This window comes from Cognatundibacterium rivi (assembly GCF_018139565.1).
GTDB lineage: Bacteria > Pseudomonadota > Gammaproteobacteria > Burkholderiales > Burkholderiaceae_D > Undibacterium > Undibacterium rivi.
The window spans coordinates 184,400-203,758 of record NZ_JAGSPK010000006.1 but is presented as its reverse complement, the minus strand read 5'-3'; the positions used below and the strand labels follow the sequence as shown (position 1 = coordinate 203,758).

The window sequence follows — 19,359 nt, the reverse complement described above, 5'->3', positions numbered from 1 at the left end:
TCATGCCAGGAAGCCGCCGCCGTAAAGCGTTACGCAAATATTGTCAGCCATTGCGGCGCAAAGATGTGATTTCACGCTTAGTGGTGGATATCGGTCTGCACTACCTGGACATACTGGGATTCGCAAAAACCAGAGAACTGATGCAGCGCCACGCGATCGCCGAACCGGTGATCACGCGGGTGCTGGAACACCCGGCACAACGCCGCCACTATTGATTCAGCTGACTTCCTGCTTGGAATCGCGCGCTAACAAACGCATACTCATTTCTCTGGCAGAAACGCCATCAAATAAAACGCCCGCCACCGCATTCGTAATCGGCATATCGACGCCCAGTCGCGCCGCCAGACTGCGCACCGCCTGCGCGCAACGTACACCTTCGGCAACATGACCCAGCTCTTCGATAATCACGGCGAGCGACTTTCCTTGTGCCAGCGCCAGACCGACTTTGCGGTTACGCGACAAATCACCGGTGCAGGTCAGAATTAAATCACCAACGCCGGTCAGCCCCATCAGGGTTTCCGCTTTACCGCCGAGTGCAACGCCAAGCCGGCTGATTTCTGCCAGACCGCGTGTCATCAAGGCCGCGCGGGCATTGAGGCCTAGCCCCAGCCCGTCCGCCACACCGGTGGCAATCGCCAGAATATTTTTGACTGCGCCGCCGACTTCAACACCGACCAGATCATCGCTGGAATACACCCGCATCGCATTGACGTGCAAGGCTTGCACAACACGCTGGCAGAGCGCCGGAGAAGTTGATGCAATCGTCAGCGCGCAAGGCAATCCCTGCGCGACTTCCTGTGCAAACGACGGGCCGGACAAAGCGCCGATAGCCACCCCGTCACCAAGAATTTCTCGGGCAATCTGGTGCGGCAGCAACTGCGTAGCCTCTTCGAAACCCTTGCACAGCCAGATCACATTTTGCGGCGCATACGGCAGACAAGCTGCTAAGGTCGGGCGCAGACCGGATACCGACGTTGCGATCACCAGCAGGCTGTCGTTGCCCGCAACATGCGCCATCGCAGCGGAAAAATCGGCAGTGAGTTCCAGATTGTCAGGCAAGGGAAAACCCGGCAGATAAGCGACATTCTCACGCTGCGCCTGCATTTCCTGCATCGCAGCCTGATTTCTGCCCCACATCAACACTTTGTTTTTTGCTGTCAGGGCAATCGCCACTGCTGTGCCCCAGGCACCTGCGCCTAATACGCTGATATTCATGCTCTTACCTACGATGGAATTCATCAGAAACGGCTCAAATATACTCCCACCAGTATATTTTGAAGCCCTTTATTTATGCCGACAATCGGTGGTTTTTTAATAAAAACAGGGGGAGTATGCGAATTTCGCCCTGAAAAACCGGCTGCCTCCGGTGATCAGTTCGGCCTGCTTGACGCCCACAAATACCATCTGTCATCACGCACCACATACAAAAAAAGGACAGCACGCTGTCCTCTTTTGAATTACTGCCGTCAAACCAGCGATCAGGGTGAAATTATAAACCCCAGACCTCGTTCACTTTCACGTAACCAAGCTGGCCGTCGCGATGCCGGACTTTCACCCAGCCAGCAGAAGCAGGCTCGGCCATTTCCAGCAAAACGTTTTTCTCAGCACTGAATACCAGCGCGGCACTATCGTCAGCACTGGTGCGGATTTTCGCGTTGGCAACCCGCACAATCAGATTGCGACGGGTAATCAGATCCTTGGATTCGACCCAGCTCAGGTCGCCCGCCATATCCCTGACTTTACTCCACGCACCCGAGGTGAAAATCACTTCCACCGGCATGCCGCGTGGCGCCACATAGACTTTGCCACCCTTGACCGAAGGCGCGTCGTACATGATGACAGGCGACGCACCGACTGAACGGAACTCCATCGCCTGCACCGGCGCGGTGACCAGCGTCGCCAACAGACTCAGGGTAGAAATGGAAATCAAGCCGCGCATGAACTTCTTTCTTCACCAGCGTGGATCGTCAAACAGATGGCGATCCGGCGGGTATCAGGAAAATTACTGGATAGTCGCAGGTGCTTCAGCTGCGTTAGCCTGATCTGCTGCGATTTGCAAACGTTGAGCGTAGAACGCTTCAAAGTTGATTTCCGACAGATGAATCGGTGGGAAACCAGCGCGGGTGATTGCATCCGCAACGTTAGAGCGCAGGTATGGATAGATGATGTTCGGGCAACCGATACCCAGCAATGGATCGAGCTGATCTTCAGGGATATTGCGTGCTTCGAAAATACCCGCTTGTTTGCCTTCGACGAGGAATGCTACTTTGTCGCCGATTTTCGCTGTCACAGTGACTGTCACTGTGGATTCAAAAATGCCATCGGCCAGTTTTTCATTGCCGACATCAACAGAAACTTCGATGCCAGGGGCTTCTTGTTCCAGGAAAATCGCTGGAGAGTTTGGCTGTTCAAGCGACAAATCTTTCAGATATACGCGTTGGATTTGGAATACGGGCTGCAGATTTTCGTCAGACATGTGAGACTTTCTAAAATTCTAAAAGATTAATAATGAACAGCGAGATGAGCAGATAGGGCCGATTCCGGCCATTTCAAGATCGCGCCGCCTTATTGTAGCAAGGAGACTGCAAAAATCACAACTTCGCAGCCACTTCAATCGCAAGCCCGTAGAAAATCCGGTGTAAGCCGGATTTTCTACTCAAGGATTCAGCAAAGCGTCGAGCTTACCGGCACGATCAAGAGCCGACAGATCGTCAAATCCACCAACATGGGTGTCACCGATGTAAATCTGCGGCACGGTGCGACGCCCGGTCTTCTGCATCATCGCGTCGCGTTCGGCAGGATCAAGATCAATGCGCACTTTGTCGATTTCCTCGACCCCCTTGGATTTCAACAGGCGTTCAGCCATCGTGCAATACGGGCAAACGCCTGTGCTATACATACGGACTTGCGGTTTCATAGACTTCTCCAGCTACTTTACAGCTTACTTAACAATCGGCATGCCCTGGGTTTTCCAGGCTTCGGTGCCACCATCGAGACTGAATACCTGCGCAAATCCGGCTTTATTCAACACAGAAACGGCATTCGAAGAACGCACACCAGTCGCGCAGACAGTGATCACCACTGCATTTTTGGACTTTTCGATTTCTTTCAAGCGATGATTGATTTCTGCCAGCGGAATATTTTTTGCGTTTGGCAAATGGCCTGTCGCAAATTCGTCTGCGCTACGCACATCCAGTATCAATGTTTTGCCCTGATTGATGTATTGTGTCGCCTGCAATTGCGACACTTTGGCGCCACGGCGTTGCAACAAAGGCAGCAATAAAGCACCACCAGAAATCAACGCAATACCGATCAGAAAAATATTATCAAGAATGAATTTCACAGGTTTCCAGTAGTAAAAATGGTTATCAGAAGCCCGTCATTATAAAATAGATGCAGCGAACATATTTAAATGCATACTAACCACGACTTAAACTGACCATTATGTACAAAATCGTATTAATGCGGCACGGTGAATCCACCTGGAATCTTGATAACCGTTTCACTGGCTGGACCGATGTTGACCTGACACCGAAAGGCGTCGCCGAGGCAACGCAGGCAGGCAAATTACTCAAAGAAGCGGGTCTGACATTTGATCTGGCTTACACTTCTGTCCTCAAACGTGCAATCCGCACGCTGTGGGGCACACTCGATGAAATGGATCTGATGTGGCTGCCAGTCGTGCATGACTGGCGTCTGAATGAGCGCCACTATGGCGCACTGCAAGGCCTCAACAAAGCAGAAACCGCCGCAAAGTACGGTGATGATCAGGTATTGGTCTGGCGCCGCAGCTATGACACACCACCGAATCCGCTGGCAGAAGACGATGACCGCACCTCGTTTAATGACCCGCGTTATGCCGGTCTCGATCGCAAACAGATTCCGCTGACAGAATGTTTGAAAGACACGGTCGCGCGCGTGGTACCGGCATGGGAAGACAGCATTGCACCAGCCATCCGCTCTGGCAAACGCATCCTGATTTCGGCACACGGTAACAGCCTGCGTGCCCTGATCAAAATGCTCGATGGCATCAGTGACGACGAGATCGTGAATCTGAATATTCCTAACGGTCAGCCTTTGGTCTATGAACTGGATGCCGATCTGAAACCGATCAGACATTATTACCTCGGTGACCAGTCGGCGATTGAAGCCGCATTGAAAGCCGTTGCCAGCCAGGGTAAATCCAAGTAATCCTAGATGCAAAAACACACACGCTTTTTGCTTTCCAGTCTGCTGTGCCTGTCGATCACAGGTACAGCAGCATCAGCCTTGGCTGCCAGTAACTCACGCGCACTACAAAAAAATAAAGCAGAAGCGGAACGCGCAGAGTTGCAACAAAAACTGAAAGCATTAAAAACCGACATCAATAAAACCGAGAGCGCCAAAGATCAGGCCAGCGATGCACTCGCTGAGTCTGAAAAAGCCATCTCGGAAGCAAACCGGTCTTTACGCGATTTACAGAACGAACAAGCGCAGACCGAAGAAAAGCTGCGGCAACTGACCGAGCAACAACAAGCTTTAAGCGCACAGATAGAAAAACAAAAGAAACAACTGTCGACCTTCCTGCGTCGGCAATACATGCACGGTGACAGTGATCGTATCAAGTTGCTGCTGTCCGGCGACAATCCAAACCGGATTAACCGCGACCTGCAATACATGGGTTACGTCTCGCAGACTCAGGCAAAAATGATAGAGAGCCTGCGCAGCAGCCTGAAAGCAGCAGAAAAAAACACGCAGGATGCGCAAGAAGCCAAAGCTGAGCTCGATGAAATCGCTGAAGAAGAAAAAGACCACAAAATAGCGTTAGAAAAAGAAAAGAAAAAGCATGCAACGCTGGTCGGACAGTTATCAAACAAACTCTACGCACAAAAAAAACAGGCAGATAATCTGCAAAAAGATGAACAAAGGCTGAGTAATCTTGTCTCACGTCTGAATCAACTGATAGAAGAGCAGCTGAAAGCCGATAAACAGCGCGCGGAACAGGAAGAGAAACAGCGTCAGGAAAGAATTGCGGCGCAAAAGGAAAGAGCAAAGCAAGCGGCGCTGGATAAAAAAGCGGGGAAAAAACCGAATCCGAACGCAATTGATGCCGATGAACCGCCGCCGAAACAGGCGAAATCGGAAGCACCACCGGCAGGAGAGTTTGATCGCCTGAAAGGGCAATTAAGACTACCGGTCAAAGGCGAGATTCTGGCGAAGTTTGGCAGCAAGCGCGGCGATGGCCCAAGCTGGAAAGGTTTGTTCATCAAAGCCAGTGAAGGCAGCGAAATCAAAGCCGTTGCGGCGGGCAAGGTCATTTTTGCAGATTGGTATAAAGGTTACGGAAATATGATTATTGTTGGTCATGGTGATCAATACATGAGTATCTATGGCAATAATCAGGCAGTATTGAAACATGTCGGCGACAGCGTCAAAGCGGGCGACATCATTGCCAGTGCGGGTAACAGCGGCGGCAATGAAGAATCAGGTTTATACTTTGAAATCCGTCATCAGGGACGGGCATTTGATCCACTTAACTGGATCGTCGTTAAATAGGCATTAGGTGAATCATGGGCAGTAAATTTAAGAATTTCGGTTTAATCGGCCTGGGCATGGTCGCTGGCGTGGCGGTTTCCATGCAGTTTTCCGCTCTTGCGCAAAAAAATGCCGGCAACCCCTTGCCCGTAGAAGAATTGCGCCAGTTGGCAGATGTCTTCGGTCTGATCAAGTCTGACTACGTCGAACCTGTCGATGATAATAAACTGCTGACAGAGGCGATCTCTGGCATGGTGGCATCGCTGGATCCGCACTCGGCCTATCTGGATAAAAAGTCCTTCAAAGAATTAAAGGAAGGCACACAAGGTAAATTCGTCGGTCTCGGTATTGAGGTCGGTATGGAAGACGGCTATGTCAAAATCGTTTCCCCGATTGAAGATTCTCCTGCTTACCGTGCGGGTTTGAAACCCGGCGATCTGATCACGCGCCTCGATTCGCTGCCAGTCAAAGGCATGACGCTTGATGAAGCCGTCAAAAAAATGCGTGGTGAACCGAATACCAAAATTACGCTGACGATTGCCCGTAAAACAGAAGACAAACCAATTATCGTCACCATCACACGCGAACTGATTAAACAGCAAAGTGTGAAGGCCAAGATGGTGGAACCTGGTTATGCATGGCTGCGTATCTCGCAATTCCAGGAGCCAACCGTCGAAGATATGGCGAAAAAAATCCAGATTTTGTATGCACAAGACCCGGCAATCAAAGGTCTGGTGCTGGATTTGCGCAATGATCCGGGCGGCGTACTGCCAGGTGCCGTTGGTGTTTCCGCTGCGTTTTTGCCTAAGGACGTGCCAGTGGTTTCCACCAATGGTCAGTTAGCAGACTCGAAAGCAACCTTCTACGCCAAACGCGAATACTATGCAGGCCGCGCAATGGGTGACCCGCTGGCCAAATTACCGGAAGCCATTAAAAATGTGCCTATGGTCGTGTTGATCAATACCGGTTCTGCTTCTGCGTCTGAAATTGTCGCTGGTGCTTTGCAGGATTACAAACGTGCGACGGTGATCGGTACCCAGAGTTTCGGTAAAGGTTCTGTGCAGACCATACGCCAGATTTCTGCTGATACTGCAGTCAAACTGACGACGGCGCGCTACTACACACCAAACGGCCGCTCGATACAGGCAAAAGGCATCGTGCCTGATCTGAATGTAGAAGAAACAGCCGAAGGCGATGGTTTCAACAGTTTCCGCGCACGTGAATCAGATTTGCAAAAGCATCTGACGAACGACAAAGAAAAAGAAGTTGTCCGCCCGAAAGTCGATGAACTCGAAGAAGAACAACGCCTGCTGGCCCTGGCCAAGAAAAGCAAACCACTGGAATACGGCAGCAAAGAAGATTTCCAGTTAGCACAGGCACTGAATCATCTGAAAGGCTTGCCGGTCAAAGTGACTGAGCCAAAAGAAGTGAAAGAAACCAAAGACGCAGCAAAAGACGGTGCGGAAAAATCAGAGAAAACCGACAAAGACGGCAAATCTGATCACAAGAAAAAATAATCAGACCTTCAAGGCCGCTGCACAGCGGCCTTTTTTATCCCATGAACGACAATCAACTCCTGCGCTATTCACGCCATATTCTGCTGGAGCAGATAGGCATAGAAGGCCAGCAAAAAATTACTGAGGCCAAGGTATTGATCATCGGTGCCGGTGGCCTCGGCTCGCCTGCCGCCCTGTATCTCGCCAGCGCTGGTGTCGGCAGCCTTACCCTGGTTGATAATGACGTCGTCGATCTGACCAATCTGCAAAGACAAATCCTGCATACAACTGAGCGTGTCGGCATGGCGAAAGTCTTATCCGGTCGGGCAGCGCTGCAACAGATCAATCCTGATGTTCATGTCATCGCCCTGCAAGAACGAGCTCAGGATCAGCGGCTCGAAGAGCTGATACAGCAAGCGGACATCGTGCTTGATTGCTGTGACAATTTCAGTACACGTCATGCAGTCAACGCTGCCTGTGTCAAATATCAGATACCTCTGGTGTCCGGTGCGGCCATTGCCTTTGACGGTCAGATCAGCGTCTTCGATACGCGTAATACAGAGTCGCCTTGCTATGCATGTCTGTTTCCACCCGATCAGAAATTCGAGGAAGTTCTGTGTTCCAGCATGGGTGTTTTTGCGCCACTGGTTGGTATCATCGGCACCATGCAGGCAGCCGAAGCCTTGAAGCTGATCATGCAAACGGGACAATCTCTGCAAGGCCGCTTGCTGCTGCTGGATGCGATGAGCATGGAATGGACGACGATAGGCATGAAAAAAAATCCGCGCTGCCCGGTCTGCGGTGAGCAGCACTAAGCGATTCCTTCCTTTCAATCATGTGTGCCGGCGAATGTTTCCGGCGTAGCCGATTTCTCAGAAAAATCATGTACACACTTTATTACGCTCCGGCGACGGCCAGCATGGCAGTGCATCTGGCATTACTCGAAACAGGCGCCCCCTACGAACTGCAACTGCTTGATTTTGAAAAAAATCAGCAGAAAGACCCTGACTACCGTCGCCTGAATCCGAACGGCGTCGTACCGACACTGGTGTGCGATGGCAAGCCCTATATAGAAACGGCCGCTTTGATGATGTTGCTCGCTGAACGCCATCCGGCAGCGGGCTTGGCCGGCACACCGGAACACTACGATGAATGGCGTCAGTGGATGGTTTATCTGAGTCACAATCTGCAGGCGACCTATCGTTTCTGGTTTTATCCGTCAGAACTGGGTTATGCCACGCATCCCGATGAGGTAGCTCATGCGCTGCAAACGAGGATAGAAAAAATATGGAATCAGTTAGATCAACACCTGAACGCGCGCGGCCCTTATCTTCTCGGCGCACAATTCTCAGCCGCCGATCTGTATCTGACAGTGTTAATGCGTTGGTCACGCAACATGCCGCATCCGGCAACCGAATGGCCGGCGCTGTATCGTCTGGTGCAACTGATCACGAATCGCCCGAGCTGGAAAAAAATGATGGCAATAGAAGGCGTGGATGTCTGGCCTGAGGACCAAACAGCATGAGTAAGCAACTCGGTTTATACGCTGCGACCCAGGTTGCCGGTTATCCGGAAATCAGTATTTCCGAGTTCATCGGCGTACGTTCGCTGCATTTATCGTCCGATGCGATCCAGGGTTCCATGCGACTGGCTATGCCGGATCAGATTGAGCTGGAATACGTACAGCAAATGATGATGTGGCTGCTGTTCAAGAAGACACCACAACATATCGTCCAACTGGGGCTGGGAGCCGCGGCACTGACTAAATTTTGTTACCGCCAGTTCGCAGAGGCACAGGTCACCGCGATCGAGCTGAATCCGAATGTGATCGCTGCCTGTTATCAGCATTTTCGCCTGCCACCCAACGACGACAGGCTGCATGTTATCGCTATGGATGCAATGACCTACGTCACCGATACCGCGCATCACGGCAAAGCCGATGTGATGCAGGTCGATCTGTACGATGCTGCTGCCGAAGCACCGGCACTCAGCAGCCCGGAGTTTTATCAGGCTTGCGCAGATTGTCTGACTGATGACGGCATGCTGACGGTCAATTTATTCGGGAATCCCGAGCACTACGAAGCCAATTGCAATGCGAATCTGGATGCCTTGAACGAGGCCTTTGATGCGGTCGTCTGGCTACCGATGGTGCATGATGCGAACACCGTTGCGATCGCCTTCAAACAGGCACCAGCGGTCGATTTCGATGTGCTGTATGAGCGGGCAACGGAGATCCGACTCAGCATGAAATTGCCCGCAGCAAAATGGGTTAACGGGTTGAAAGCCTGGATGCAGGATACGCAGTAATGTCTGTCTGTTGTTAGTCTGTTGTTAGTCTGTTGTCACTCCGGCGTATGACAACAGACACATAATTTATTTCCGTCCAGATCCCGAAAATAGGCACCGTAGTAATCTGCATGATATTGCGGTCGCAGTCCCGGGGCTCCTTCGCAAGTCGCCCCCAACTGTATTGCCTTTGCGTGCACTCGCCTGACCATCGCGCGGTCAGACGCCAGTAACGCAATCATCTGCCCATTCCCCGCTGAGGCTGGCGCTCCATTAAATGATCTGCCGATCAAAAATAAAGGTCGCGGCTGATCGGCTGCAACCCAGCCTGCCCACGCCTTGTCTTCTTCTGAAAATTTAAGTTGCAATGCCAGCTCAGTCATCACTCCCGAATAGAAGTGCAAAGCACGCTGAAAATCATTCACGCCAATAAATACATGAGATAGCATTGGGTTCCCTCATTACGTTGATACCAGATTCAGTGAGATTTTTTCGTCAGCCCCAGATAGGTATCGATCACGCGCTGATCATGGGCGAGCTCTGCGGCATTTCCTTCCAGTGCAATCGCACCGGTTTCCAATACATACGCATAATCGGCCACCTGTAACGCCGCACGCGCATTTTGCTCCACCAGTAATATGGCGACGCCGGTTTGCCTGAGTCGCTGAATGATGTGAAAAATTTCTTTAACGATCAATGGCGCCAGACCCAGACTGGGCTCATCCAGCATCAGCAACTGCGGCTTCGCCATCAGCGCGCGCCCCAGCGCAAGCATCTGTCGCTCGCCACCCGACAAGGTGCCCGCTTGCTGATGACGCCTTTCCTTCAGACGCGGAAATAAATCAAACACCACGCTGAGCTGATCGGCATAGTTTTTTTCACCTGCCTGATAACGGCGATAACTGCCTAACAAAAGATTGTCTTCTACTTTCATACTGGCGAATAATTCACGCTTTTCCGGCACCAGCGACATTCCCATAGCGACGCGTTTTTCTATACTGATACCGCGTAAATCCTGACCGTTAAAAAATACCTGCCCACGCTGGCTGCCGCTGGCTGGCAAAGCCCCGGCGATGCCGTTAAGCATCGTCGATTTACCAGCACCATTCGGACCGATGACAGTCACGATCTGTCCTCGCTCCACCCGGATATTCGTTGCCTGCAAGGCTTCGACCTTGCCGTACAACACCTGCAATTGATCAGTGGCCAGCAGCGCTTGTGAATTTGCCTGTGAATTTTTTTGTGTCATCAGTCTATTCCACCTAAATACGCTTCCAATACTGCCGGATGTTGTTGAATGTCTTGCGGCAGGCCTTCGGCGATTTTGCTGCCGAACTCCATCACGACCAGATGATCAGTCAGATTCATGACGAAATCCATATCGTGTTCCACCAGCAAAATACTCATGCCTTCGGTGCGCAATTTTCGCAACAATTCTGCCAGTTCCTGCTTTTCCTTATAGCGCAGGCCAGCAGCAGGTTCATCGAGTAACAGCAAAACAGGATCGCAGCACAGTGCACGTGCAATTTCTAAAATACGTTGCTGACCCAGTGCCAGATTGCCTGCCTCTTCGTACATCAGATGGGCCAGACCAACCCGCTCCAGCTGGCGTGCCGCCTCATTCAGCAAGCTGTCTTCGATTTTACGATCGCGACGCAAAATACTGGCAATCACTTCGCTGACATCGCCTTGTTTATGTCGCAAGTGCGCACCGATCGCCACGTTTTCCAGCACACTCATATTCGCCAGCAAACGGACATGCTGAAATGTGCGGGCAATACCGAGCCTGACAATATCGCGCGAAGCCAGGCCGGTAATATCCTGCAACTGGCCGTCGCTATAAAAACGTACTGCGCCACTGGTCAGGGGCAACACTCCCGTCACCAGATTGAACATCGTCGATTTACCAGCGCCATTCGGCCCGATCAGGCCAACGATCTGCCCAGCGCTGACACTGAACTGCATGTCATTCACAGCGACCAGACCACCAAACTCTTTGCGCGCCTGCGCGATCTCTAAAATCGTATTACCGCTGCCTGGCTTGATACGGTTGGAAAGTGCTGCACTGTGGGTGTTAATCACGATCGCCGGCTCTGTCGCTAACCAGGGGCGAAATATATTTTTCGCAGCACGCAGCAGATACGGCCAGACACCGTCACGCGCCGTTTGCAGCAATAGGATCAGTAATACGCCAAAAACAATCACTTCAAAATTACCATTACTGCCCAACAAAGCAGGCAATATCGCTTGCAGTTTATCTTTCAGGATGGTCAACAATGCCGAGCCCAACAAAGCGCCCCATACATGTGCGGCGCCACCCACGACGGCCATAAACAAATATTCGATACCGGCATTCAGGCCAAATGGTGTCGGGTTCACGGAGCGCTGTAAATGGGCGTACAACCAGCCTGAAATACTCGCCAGCATGGCGGCTAGTACAAAGATGATGACTTTCATGCGGGCGGTATTCACACCCATCGCTTCTGCCATCACGCCACCACCTTTGAGCGCACGTATGGCACGACCGGGCCGTGACTGCAACAGTTGCTGAACCGCCAGCATTGCCAGTAACAGTATCGCCCATATCAGCAGATACATGCTGCGGCCGCTATCAAGCCTGATGCCGAAGATGGCAATCGACGGAATGCCGTTAATGCCGTCGTATTTCCCCAGAAATTCCAGATTTCCGAACAGGAAAAACAAAGATAAACCCCAGGCGATCGTCCCCAGTGGCAAATAATGACCGGACAAACGCATGGTAATCATCCCGATTGCCAGAGCCGCCACGACAGTCATCAGCAAACCGGCAAGCAGCCCCAGCCAGGGTGACAAGCCAGCCGTCGTGCTCAGATAAGCAGTGGCATACGCGCCGATACCGACAAACGCGGCCTGCCCGAACGAGGTCAGGCCGCCGACACCTGTCAGCAAAACCAGACCCAGCGCCACGATCGCATACAAGCCTATGTAATTCGATAACGTGATCCAGAACTCGGGAACAGGTAGTACCGGGAAAATAAACACCAGTACCAGCCATACATATTTTCGATAACGCAGGAGGGAACTCATGCTTCCTCCTCATCATCATGTTTGCTGCTGAGAGAACGCCACAGCAATACCGGAATGATCAGCGTAAAGACAATCACCTCTTTATAAGCACTGGCCCAGAACGAAGAATACGATTCCAGCAGACCGACCAGTAAGGCACCTGCAGCAGCCACCGGATAGCTGAACAAGCCGCCGACAATCGCGCCGACAAAACCTTTCAAACCGATCAGAAAACCGCTGTCGTAATACACCGTCGTCATTGGCGCAATTAAGACGCCGCACAAAGCCCCTAAGGCTGCCGTCAGCGTGAAAACTAAACGGCCAGCCTGCGTCGTTCCTATCCCGACCAGTTGCGCACCAAGACGATTGACGGCGGTTGCCCGCAACGCTTTGCCGGACAAACTACGTTCAAAATAGAAATACAAAGCAATCATCAGCGTGACAGAGACGGCGATCACCACCAGACTCTGCCCTGAGATCATCAGCGAACCCAGCTGTAATTGTGCGTCACTGAAAGCCGTAGTTCTTGAGCCCTCGGCGCCGAACATCACCAGACCCAAACCCGTCAGCGCCAGATGCAGCCCGACAGAAACAATCAGCAGGACCAGCGTACTGGCTTCCGCCAGCGGCTGATAGGCGAGCCGGTACATCATCGGCCCCATAGGAATCACCAGCAACAGCGCCAGCACAACCTGCATCAGCATAGGCAACTCCTGCAATGGCAGATAGCGCATCAACACCCAGAGCAGTAAAGGCAACAGCAACAGCTTTGCTATTGCCGGAAACAATGCACGTAAAAGATTCGCGCTGCGCTGCGGCGCACGCAGATGCTGATAAATTTCTTTGAGCAGACACAGCGCACCCAATGACAGCAACAAGCTTGCCGAATGTGGAAATTGACCCGTCTGTATCGCGGCTAAACTCAGCGCACCGAAAGCGACAAATTCACCTTGCGGAATAAAAATGATGCGGGTAACGGAAAACACCAGCACCAGTGCCAGCGCCAGTAGCGCATATATCGCTCCACTGGTGATGCCATCCTGCGCGAGGATGGCGGCAATTGAAAAATCCATGGAAAAACTTTCTCGCTGAAACAAACAAATCTGTACTATCGCTGCGGATTCACTTGCAAGGAACTGCCTTCGAAGCGCGACCGACAGAGCATGCAAAAGGGAGCCGCAGCTCCCTTTTATCATCAACGGTGCGGCTTATTTCGCCTGCCCCGCCAGTTTCCATTTACCGCCGACGATCTGCACCATCACGCGGGAACGCTGATCCAGACCAACGTGATCAGCACTGTTCATGTTCACGATGCCGTGAGAAACCGGCAGATTTGTGGTGTTTTCTATCGCCGCCCGCAATGCTGCTCTGAATTCTTTGGTTCCAGGCTGAGCTTTTTTCAATGCTGCCGGGACTGCATTTTCCAGCAACAATCCGGCATCCCAGGCGTGTCCGCCAAAGGTAGAGACTGAGCCCGATCCATACGTTTTTTCATAGACGCCGGTGTAACGCAAAGCGGATTTTTTCACAGGATTGTCTGCTGGTAACTGATCCGCTACCAGCAATGGGCCAGCGGGTAACCAGGTACCTTCACAGTCTTTGCCGCAAACGCGCAGGAAGTCATTGTTGGCAACGCCATGCGTCTGATAAATCTTGCCTTTGTAACCGCGCTCTTTTAACGTTTTTTGTGGCAAGGCTGCAGGTGTGCCAGCGCCAGCAATAAACACCGCGTCGGGGTTGCTGGCGATAATTTTCAGAATTTGTCCGGTCACCGATGTATCCGGACGGGCAAAGCGTTCGTTTGCCACGATTTTTATTTTGCGTAATTCCGCCAGCTTGGAAAATTCTTTGTACCAGCCTTCGCCGTACGCGTCACTGAAACCGATGAACCCTACCGTCTTGATACCAGCATCGGCCATGTGGCTGATGACTGCGGTTGACATATGCGAATCATTTTGCGGCGTCTTGAATATCCAGTGACGCTTTGCATCGGACGGAGAAATAATAGAGGCCGCTGCTGCCATCGAGATCATCGGCGTTTCTGTCTCCGCCGCTACATCGATCATCGCCAGAGAAGTCGGCACGATGGTCGACCCTATCAGTAAATCTACCTTGTCTTCGGATACCAGCTTGCGCGCATTTTTAACTGCCGTCGTCGAATCAGAAGCATCATCAAGAATGATGTAGTCGACTTTTTTTCCGCCAATTTCTTTCGGCAACAAAGCAAAAGTATTTTTTTCAGGTATCCCCAGTGAAGCACCAGCCCCCGTGGCAGAGACATTCACGCCGACTTTAATCTGCGCCGCGGCAGAGGCGCTGAACATGAGGGCAATCAATGCAGGCAAAGCTGCGAGGACGTAGTGGTTTTTCATAGTTCATCTCCTGTTGAGATCATGCAAATGATCTTATCTATTTTTTTGTCTATTTCTTGTCTGTGGTTGGAATTTATCAGCATATGCTTGCTGTTGCCGTTCTGAGTGTAACCCGCCAGCGATCTGCGGCACAACCCGTAATGATTTCAACAGGCAATATTGCAGCAACTATCGTTGTAAGAGCCTGACTGTAAATGCGCCACGCAAAGCATTGCACAACATAATCTGATCAGCGTTGTCGAGATCAGCACGGGTCAGCGATTGTTCACGCACCCGGTATTGATGTTGAAACTCAGGCTCTTCCAGTAATACCGAACGCATCACACCGGGCAGCACGCCGTCAGATAAAGGCGGGGTCAGCCAGATGCCCTGTTTCTGAATCAGGACATTGCTGCGACCACCTTCGGTCAGATGCCCTTGCTCATTGAAAAACAGCATGTCAAAAGCACCGTGTACTTCTGCCTCTTTCCAGGCTTCGTCATAGCGTTGCCGGATGCTCGATTTATGCCGCAAAAATAATTCGTCACTGGATGTAGGCTGTTGTGCCAACATGACGCGAGGATCAGCACCGAACGGCGTCAGCACGCCCGACGTCATCGCCACCTGACCTTGCGCATTCAATGCCAGACGTAGGCGGTATGCGGTGTGTGGCGACAAATTGGCACAGAAGCCTTGAACTGCGCCGATGATCTCTGTTTCATTCCAGACAAAACCGAAATACTGAGCAGAGCGGCGTAAACGCTGCAAATGGCGCGACCAGTGACGACAGCCTTGTTCACGCGTGGCATACATGGTTTCAAACAATTCAAACTGCGCTGCTAATCCTGTCAGAAATTTTGCTTTCAGCTGACATTCGGCAAATTCTTCGTCTGCACGGCTGTCATACACAATTCCAGCCCCCACACCCATGACACCGTGCCGTACAACGGTACTCACTCCAGCATCCTTCGCTGGTCGCTGCAATTGCAAGGTACGGATAGGTACCGAGAGGCAGAAATCGCCGGGGACATTGTTATGCTGCGGCGGATCAAACCAGCCTATCGCACCGGTATATACATCACGTGCGGCAGGTTCAATTTCACGGATGATTTGCATGGTTCTGTGCTTGGGTGCGCCCGTAATCGAACCGCAAGGAAACAGCGCGTTGAGTATATCGGCCAGCCCCAGATCAGGACGCAGACGCGCGTGTATCGTCGAGGTCATCTGCAGCACACTGGAAAAACGATGCACTTCAAATAATTGCGGTACCTTTACCGATCCGGTATCTGCAATACGGCCAAGATCATTGCGTAGCAAATCAACGATCATCAGGTTTTCGGCACGGTTTTTGGTATCCGCAGCAAGTCCGGCAGCTAGTTGCTGATCACGCAGCGTGTCACCCGTGGCGGCTGCGGTTCCCTTCATGGGTTTGGCGTATAAGTTTCCTTGCTGATGCCGGATGAAAAGTTCCGGTGACATGGAAATTACGATGTCACCCCCGGGCATATAAATCAGCGCACCGTAAGGCACAGGCTGGCGCTCACGCAGACGCCGGTACAAAGCAAGCGGGTCGCCATAGGCATCGAAGTGCAGGCGATAAGTGTAATTGACCTGATACGTGTCACCGGCGGCGATATAGGTCTGTATTTTTTCTATCGCGTTACTGAAAGCTGACTCATCCACATTCGCTCGGATATCAGCCACTCCTGCCACAGAAGCCGGGATGTCTGTCAGCAACTGTGCGACCTCCGTGCTATTCAACCACTGACAATGCTGAAAGATCGCTATCTTGGAGACGGCAGCAGCATCACGCGGCGCAATGTTCTGCAACTGAGCACCGGTCTCATACGACAGTAACGCAACGCCGTAATACCCGTCCTGCAACGCCGCTTCCAGCGTCTGAATAAAGCCGGGCCAGTCTTGTAAATTCAGGCATTCGACTACTTTCTGCAAGCCGTAATACAAGCGCGACTGCGCCGCATCTGCCTGTGCATCATCAAGCAATGCAAACGGCTGAGCGGAATGCAACAGCTGTGATAAAGAAAAATTGGAGGGAGAAATATCAGACACGGTCAGACTTAAGCATGAGACAGAGTCGCAGTTTAACCGCAGATGAGCCGCCTTGCATGTCTCGGAACTTATCAAGGTAGCTGCTGGCGACGCTGCTCATAACGACGGTCTGACGACGACCGTACAACCATCGCCAACAGGCGAAACATGCATTGCGTGCTTATCGCCGTGCATGTTGCGCCGGCAAAGAATTAATAGCTGACGCCGATACGCCGGTACAGAAAGCCCAGCACAAACAAAGGGCCTATCAGCAAAAACCGGATATCGTCAAAAAATGACGGTTTTTTTCCTTCGATCTTATGTCCAATGAACTGACCGATCCAGGCGACAACGAAGACAACAAGAGAAATCTGCCAGATTCTGCCCTGCGGCAGATACTGCAAAACCGCCAGTATCAACGCCGACATCAACAACATGCCCAGCGCGAACCGCGGCGATAAAAAGAAATAGTAAATCAGGCTGGTCATCACGGCGGCATACGCCGCTAACGGGTGCCCGGCCCAGATCAGACCGAGAAAAGAAAAAACGATTGCCGGTACACAGACGCAATGAATGATTTCATTCGTCGGATGTAAGTGACTTTCGGCATATTTGTCCAGCAAGATATCCACTTGCCGACGCTTGGCGTGGGTTTGGGTTTGTTCCATGTTGTCTCCTGATATTCGTCATATCGCGCACCACACCAGCGAATATTCTGCTGCGGTAACAATATGCGTTGTCGATTTTTATTTGATATGAGCTGTCAGCGTCTGTCGCGCTGTCGGCGTACAGCATCATACTTTGGAAATCTGTCGAATACCAAGAACAGCAGAATTAATGCGACATCATCGCGATCTGCAGCGTTGCCTGCTCGGTGGGTAAATTTTTGAATCCGGTCTTTGCAAAACGCAACCAGCGGCCAAGGACAAAACTACACAACAGGCTGGCACGTACCTGCGCTTCAGTATCAATCGCATTGCCCTGACTGGCCGCCAGACGGAAAGACTGCCGGAACGCCATTTCTATCCGTTCTGCCAGTTGATTCATGCGTAATTGCAGGCGCTCATCTTCGTTGACCAGCGCATCGCCAGTCAGCACCCGCGTCATGCCGGGGTTACGTTCTGCAAAATTCAACAACATCTGTGCAATCGCCTGCACTTGCAACAAGCCATCGTCCTGCTGTTCGCTGATTTGATTAATCAGACCAAAAATGGATGACTCAATGAATTCAATCAAGCCTTCAAACATCTGCGCTTTGCTGGCGAAATGACGATATAAAGCGGCCTCAGACACCTCCACCTTTGCCGCCAGGGCTGCAGTGGTGATTTTCTCGCCTTTAGGATTTTCCAGCATTGCTGCCAGCGTTTGCAAAATTTGGTGCTTACGCTCGCCCGGTTTGGTACTAGCCATTTTTCTCTGATCTGAATGAAAGGTACAAAAGTACAAAATGCATCGTGTAGATGCATGATCTTGCCTGTTACTGACTCACTACCTGTGAACAGCGGGTGTCAGATTCTATGTGAAACCCGCTGTTCATGTGAAGCAATCTTGCAAACTTTAATTTCTCAAATACTCTTGACAACTGGCTTTTTATACAGCTATCCGCTCTTCGTTCAATACTGAATGACGGTTTTCGCTGATGATCTTATTTACCGTTATAACGATTGTATGCATTCACATACGGCTGCGGATCTGCCTCAACGACATTTTGTACACGGATACCTTGCAATGCTGCTTTATGTTCAGCATTTGACATCATACCCGTCATCGCAACACGTACCTGATCAACCAGTTCAGCGCCCAGTTTTTTATTCGCCAACATCACCCACGGCGCGGCCTTCTCACCTTCGGCCAGAACAACATAACCAGCAGCAGCCAGTTTAGGCGCAACCGTGGAATCCGACTTCACCACACCAACGTCCGCCAGTTTGTTTTCTAACGCAAAGGGTATTGTTGCCTGTAATTGTACGTTGTACACATTGCTTACATCCGGTTTGAATCCCATACCGGCAAGCAAACGCAATGCCTGACGCGTTACTTCACTGTCCGCAGGTGGCATCGCAAAGCGCAGTTTTTTCAGTTCGTCAGGCGACTTGAAATTCTTTTTCAGACTAGCCGGGCCAACCAGTGTCATCTGACTTTTGATACCAGAATCAAGGGCAACAACCGGCACAAAACCTAAAGTCTGGATCGCCATTCCGGCAACCGCATTCGGGCGGGCAATCAGTATGTCACCCTGACGTATCGCTTCCGCATCGTACTGACGCAAAGGGGAAAGTCCTGTTACCTGTATTTCACGCTTTAGGTAAGTACCAAGAACTGTAGCAAGTTGCTGATATTTTTTCGAACTGTACTCAGATTCGCCGCTGCTGGAAGTACCTTCCTGAACAAGCAAACGCAACGCAGGGCCGGTGGCGGGAGCTGCAATAGAAATAGAAGTCAAACTCAAAAATACACTGAAAATACTCAGAAACAGAATACGAAATATCATCTTTATACAATCAATAAAAATACAGCCGCCTACCGGCTAACACCTGGCAAACGGATTTGAGGAAATGGAACTGGAGGGATGGCGCTGAACGCGAGGGGAATAACGAATGGATAAATAAGTTTATCCG

The 19,359-nt window shown here is 51.3% G+C and carries 21 protein-coding genes; 7 read left to right on the top strand and 14 right to left on the bottom strand.

What is annotated here, in order from left to right:
- The first annotated feature begins 2 nt into the window (after window positions 1–2).
- Complete coding sequence (locus KDM87_RS15965; protein ID WP_212680121.1) at window positions 3–215, top strand: hypothetical protein; 213 nt, start codon at window positions 3–5, stop codon at window positions 213–215.
- A 1-nt stretch (window position 216) separates the two neighbouring features.
- On the opposite strand, the gene KDM87_RS15960 is transcribed toward KDM87_RS15965, so the two are convergent.
- The 5 genes from KDM87_RS15960 to KDM87_RS15940 form a co-directional block, all read right to left on the bottom strand.
- Complete coding sequence (locus KDM87_RS15960) at window positions 217–1,215, bottom strand: NAD(P)H-dependent glycerol-3-phosphate dehydrogenase (protein ID WP_212680228.1); 999 nt, start codon at window positions 1,213–1,215, stop codon at window positions 217–219.
- A gap of 274 nt (window positions 1,216–1,489) precedes the next feature.
- On the bottom strand, window positions 1,490–1,939 hold the full coding sequence (locus KDM87_RS15955) for an SH3 domain-containing protein (protein WP_212680120.1): 450 nt from the start codon (window positions 1,937–1,939) through the stop codon (window positions 1,490–1,492).
- Between the two features lie 63 nt (window positions 1,940–2,002).
- The gene (secB, locus tag KDM87_RS15950) at window positions 2,003–2,476 is read right to left on the bottom strand and encodes a protein-export chaperone SecB (protein ID WP_186884385.1); all 474 of its coding nucleotides are present in this window, start codon (window positions 2,474–2,476) and stop codon (window positions 2,003–2,005) included.
- Between the two features lie 180 nt (window positions 2,477–2,656).
- Complete coding sequence (grxC, locus tag KDM87_RS15945) at window positions 2,657–2,917, bottom strand: glutaredoxin 3 (protein WP_212680119.1); 261 nt, start codon at window positions 2,915–2,917, stop codon at window positions 2,657–2,659.
- Between the two features lie 24 nt (window positions 2,918–2,941).
- On the bottom strand, window positions 2,942–3,343 hold the full coding sequence (locus KDM87_RS15940) for a rhodanese-like domain-containing protein (protein WP_212680118.1): 402 nt from the start codon (window positions 3,341–3,343) through the stop codon (window positions 2,942–2,944).
- Window positions 3,344–3,444: 101 nt separating this feature from the next.
- Here KDM87_RS15940 and gpmA point away from each other — a divergent pair, with 101 nt between their 5' ends.
- The 6 genes from gpmA to KDM87_RS15910 all read left to right on the top strand — a co-directional run bounded on the left by gpmA (window position 3,445) and on the right by KDM87_RS15910 (window position 9,317).
- On the top strand, window positions 3,445–4,191 hold the full coding sequence (gpmA, locus tag KDM87_RS15935) for a 2,3-diphosphoglycerate-dependent phosphoglycerate mutase (protein ID WP_212680117.1): 747 nt from the start codon (window positions 3,445–3,447) through the stop codon (window positions 4,189–4,191).
- Window positions 4,192–4,197: 6 nt separating this feature from the next.
- Complete coding sequence (locus tag KDM87_RS15930) at window positions 4,198–5,535, top strand: murein hydrolase activator EnvC family protein (protein WP_212680116.1); 1,338 nt, start codon at window positions 4,198–4,200, stop codon at window positions 5,533–5,535.
- Window positions 5,536–5,549: 14 nt separating this feature from the next.
- On the top strand, window positions 5,550–7,031 hold the full coding sequence (locus tag KDM87_RS15925; protein ID WP_212680115.1) for a S41 family peptidase: 1,482 nt from the start codon (window positions 5,550–5,552) through the stop codon (window positions 7,029–7,031).
- 41 nt (window positions 7,032–7,072) lie between these two features.
- On the top strand, window positions 7,073–7,825 hold the full coding sequence (locus tag KDM87_RS15920) for a HesA/MoeB/ThiF family protein (RefSeq protein WP_212680114.1): 753 nt from the start codon (window positions 7,073–7,075) through the stop codon (window positions 7,823–7,825).
- Window positions 7,826–7,893: 68 nt separating this feature from the next.
- Window positions 7,894–8,535 carry a glutathione S-transferase family protein gene (locus KDM87_RS15915; RefSeq protein WP_230407828.1) on the top strand — a complete coding sequence of 214 codons (642 nt, stop codon included), beginning with the start codon at window positions 7,894–7,896 and terminating at the stop codon, window positions 8,533–8,535.
- Complete coding sequence (locus KDM87_RS15910) at window positions 8,532–9,317, top strand: spermine/spermidine synthase domain-containing protein (protein ID WP_212680113.1); 786 nt, start codon at window positions 8,532–8,534, stop codon at window positions 9,315–9,317. Before KDM87_RS15915 ends, KDM87_RS15910 begins: the two co-directional genes overlap by 4 nt.
- 35 nt (window positions 9,318–9,352) lie before the next feature.
- Here the strand turns inward: KDM87_RS15910 and KDM87_RS15905 are convergent, their stop codons facing one another.
- From KDM87_RS15905 to KDM87_RS15865, 9 genes are all read right to left on the bottom strand, one after another.
- Entirely contained in the window at window positions 9,353–9,745 is a 393-nt protein-coding gene (locus KDM87_RS15905; protein WP_212680112.1) for a VOC family protein, read from the bottom strand.
- A 29-nt stretch (window positions 9,746–9,774) separates the two neighbouring features.
- Window positions 9,775–10,545, bottom strand: coding sequence for an ABC transporter ATP-binding protein (locus KDM87_RS15900; protein WP_212680111.1), 771 nt, complete (start codon window positions 10,543–10,545; stop codon window positions 9,775–9,777).
- Window positions 10,545–12,362, bottom strand: coding sequence for a branched-chain amino acid ABC transporter ATP-binding protein/permease (locus tag KDM87_RS15895; RefSeq protein WP_212680110.1), 1,818 nt, complete (start codon window positions 12,360–12,362; stop codon window positions 10,545–10,547). The genes KDM87_RS15900 and KDM87_RS15895 overlap by 1 nt, the downstream gene beginning before the upstream one ends.
- Window positions 12,359–13,414 (bottom strand): branched-chain amino acid ABC transporter permease, encoded by a 1,056-nt coding sequence (locus tag KDM87_RS15890; protein WP_212680109.1) that lies wholly within the window; start codon window positions 13,412–13,414, stop codon window positions 12,359–12,361. Before KDM87_RS15890 ends, KDM87_RS15895 begins: the two co-directional genes overlap by 4 nt.
- Window positions 13,415–13,549: 135 nt before the next feature.
- Window positions 13,550–14,713 (bottom strand): ABC transporter substrate-binding protein, encoded by a 1,164-nt coding sequence (locus KDM87_RS15885; protein WP_212680108.1) that lies wholly within the window; start codon window positions 14,711–14,713, stop codon window positions 13,550–13,552.
- Between the two features lie 168 nt (window positions 14,714–14,881).
- On the bottom strand, window positions 14,882–16,762 hold the full coding sequence (pabB, locus tag KDM87_RS15880) for an aminodeoxychorismate synthase component I (RefSeq protein ID WP_329604946.1): 1,881 nt from the start codon (window positions 16,760–16,762) through the stop codon (window positions 14,882–14,884).
- Window positions 16,763–16,953: 191 nt separating this feature from the next.
- On the bottom strand, window positions 16,954–17,409 hold the full coding sequence (locus tag KDM87_RS15875; RefSeq protein ID WP_212680107.1) for an Mpo1 family 2-hydroxy fatty acid dioxygenase: 456 nt from the start codon (window positions 17,407–17,409) through the stop codon (window positions 16,954–16,956).
- A gap of 166 nt (window positions 17,410–17,575) precedes the next feature.
- A complete protein-coding gene (gene slmA, locus KDM87_RS15870) occupies window positions 17,576–18,151 on the bottom strand; it encodes a nucleoid occlusion factor SlmA (protein ID WP_212680106.1) in 576 nt (191 codons plus the stop codon).
- 235 nt (window positions 18,152–18,386) lie between these two features.
- Window positions 18,387–19,190, bottom strand: coding sequence for a PhnD/SsuA/transferrin family substrate-binding protein (locus KDM87_RS15865; RefSeq protein WP_212680105.1), 804 nt, complete (start codon window positions 19,188–19,190; stop codon window positions 18,387–18,389).
- Between the last annotated feature and the right edge of the window lie 169 nt (window positions 19,191–19,359).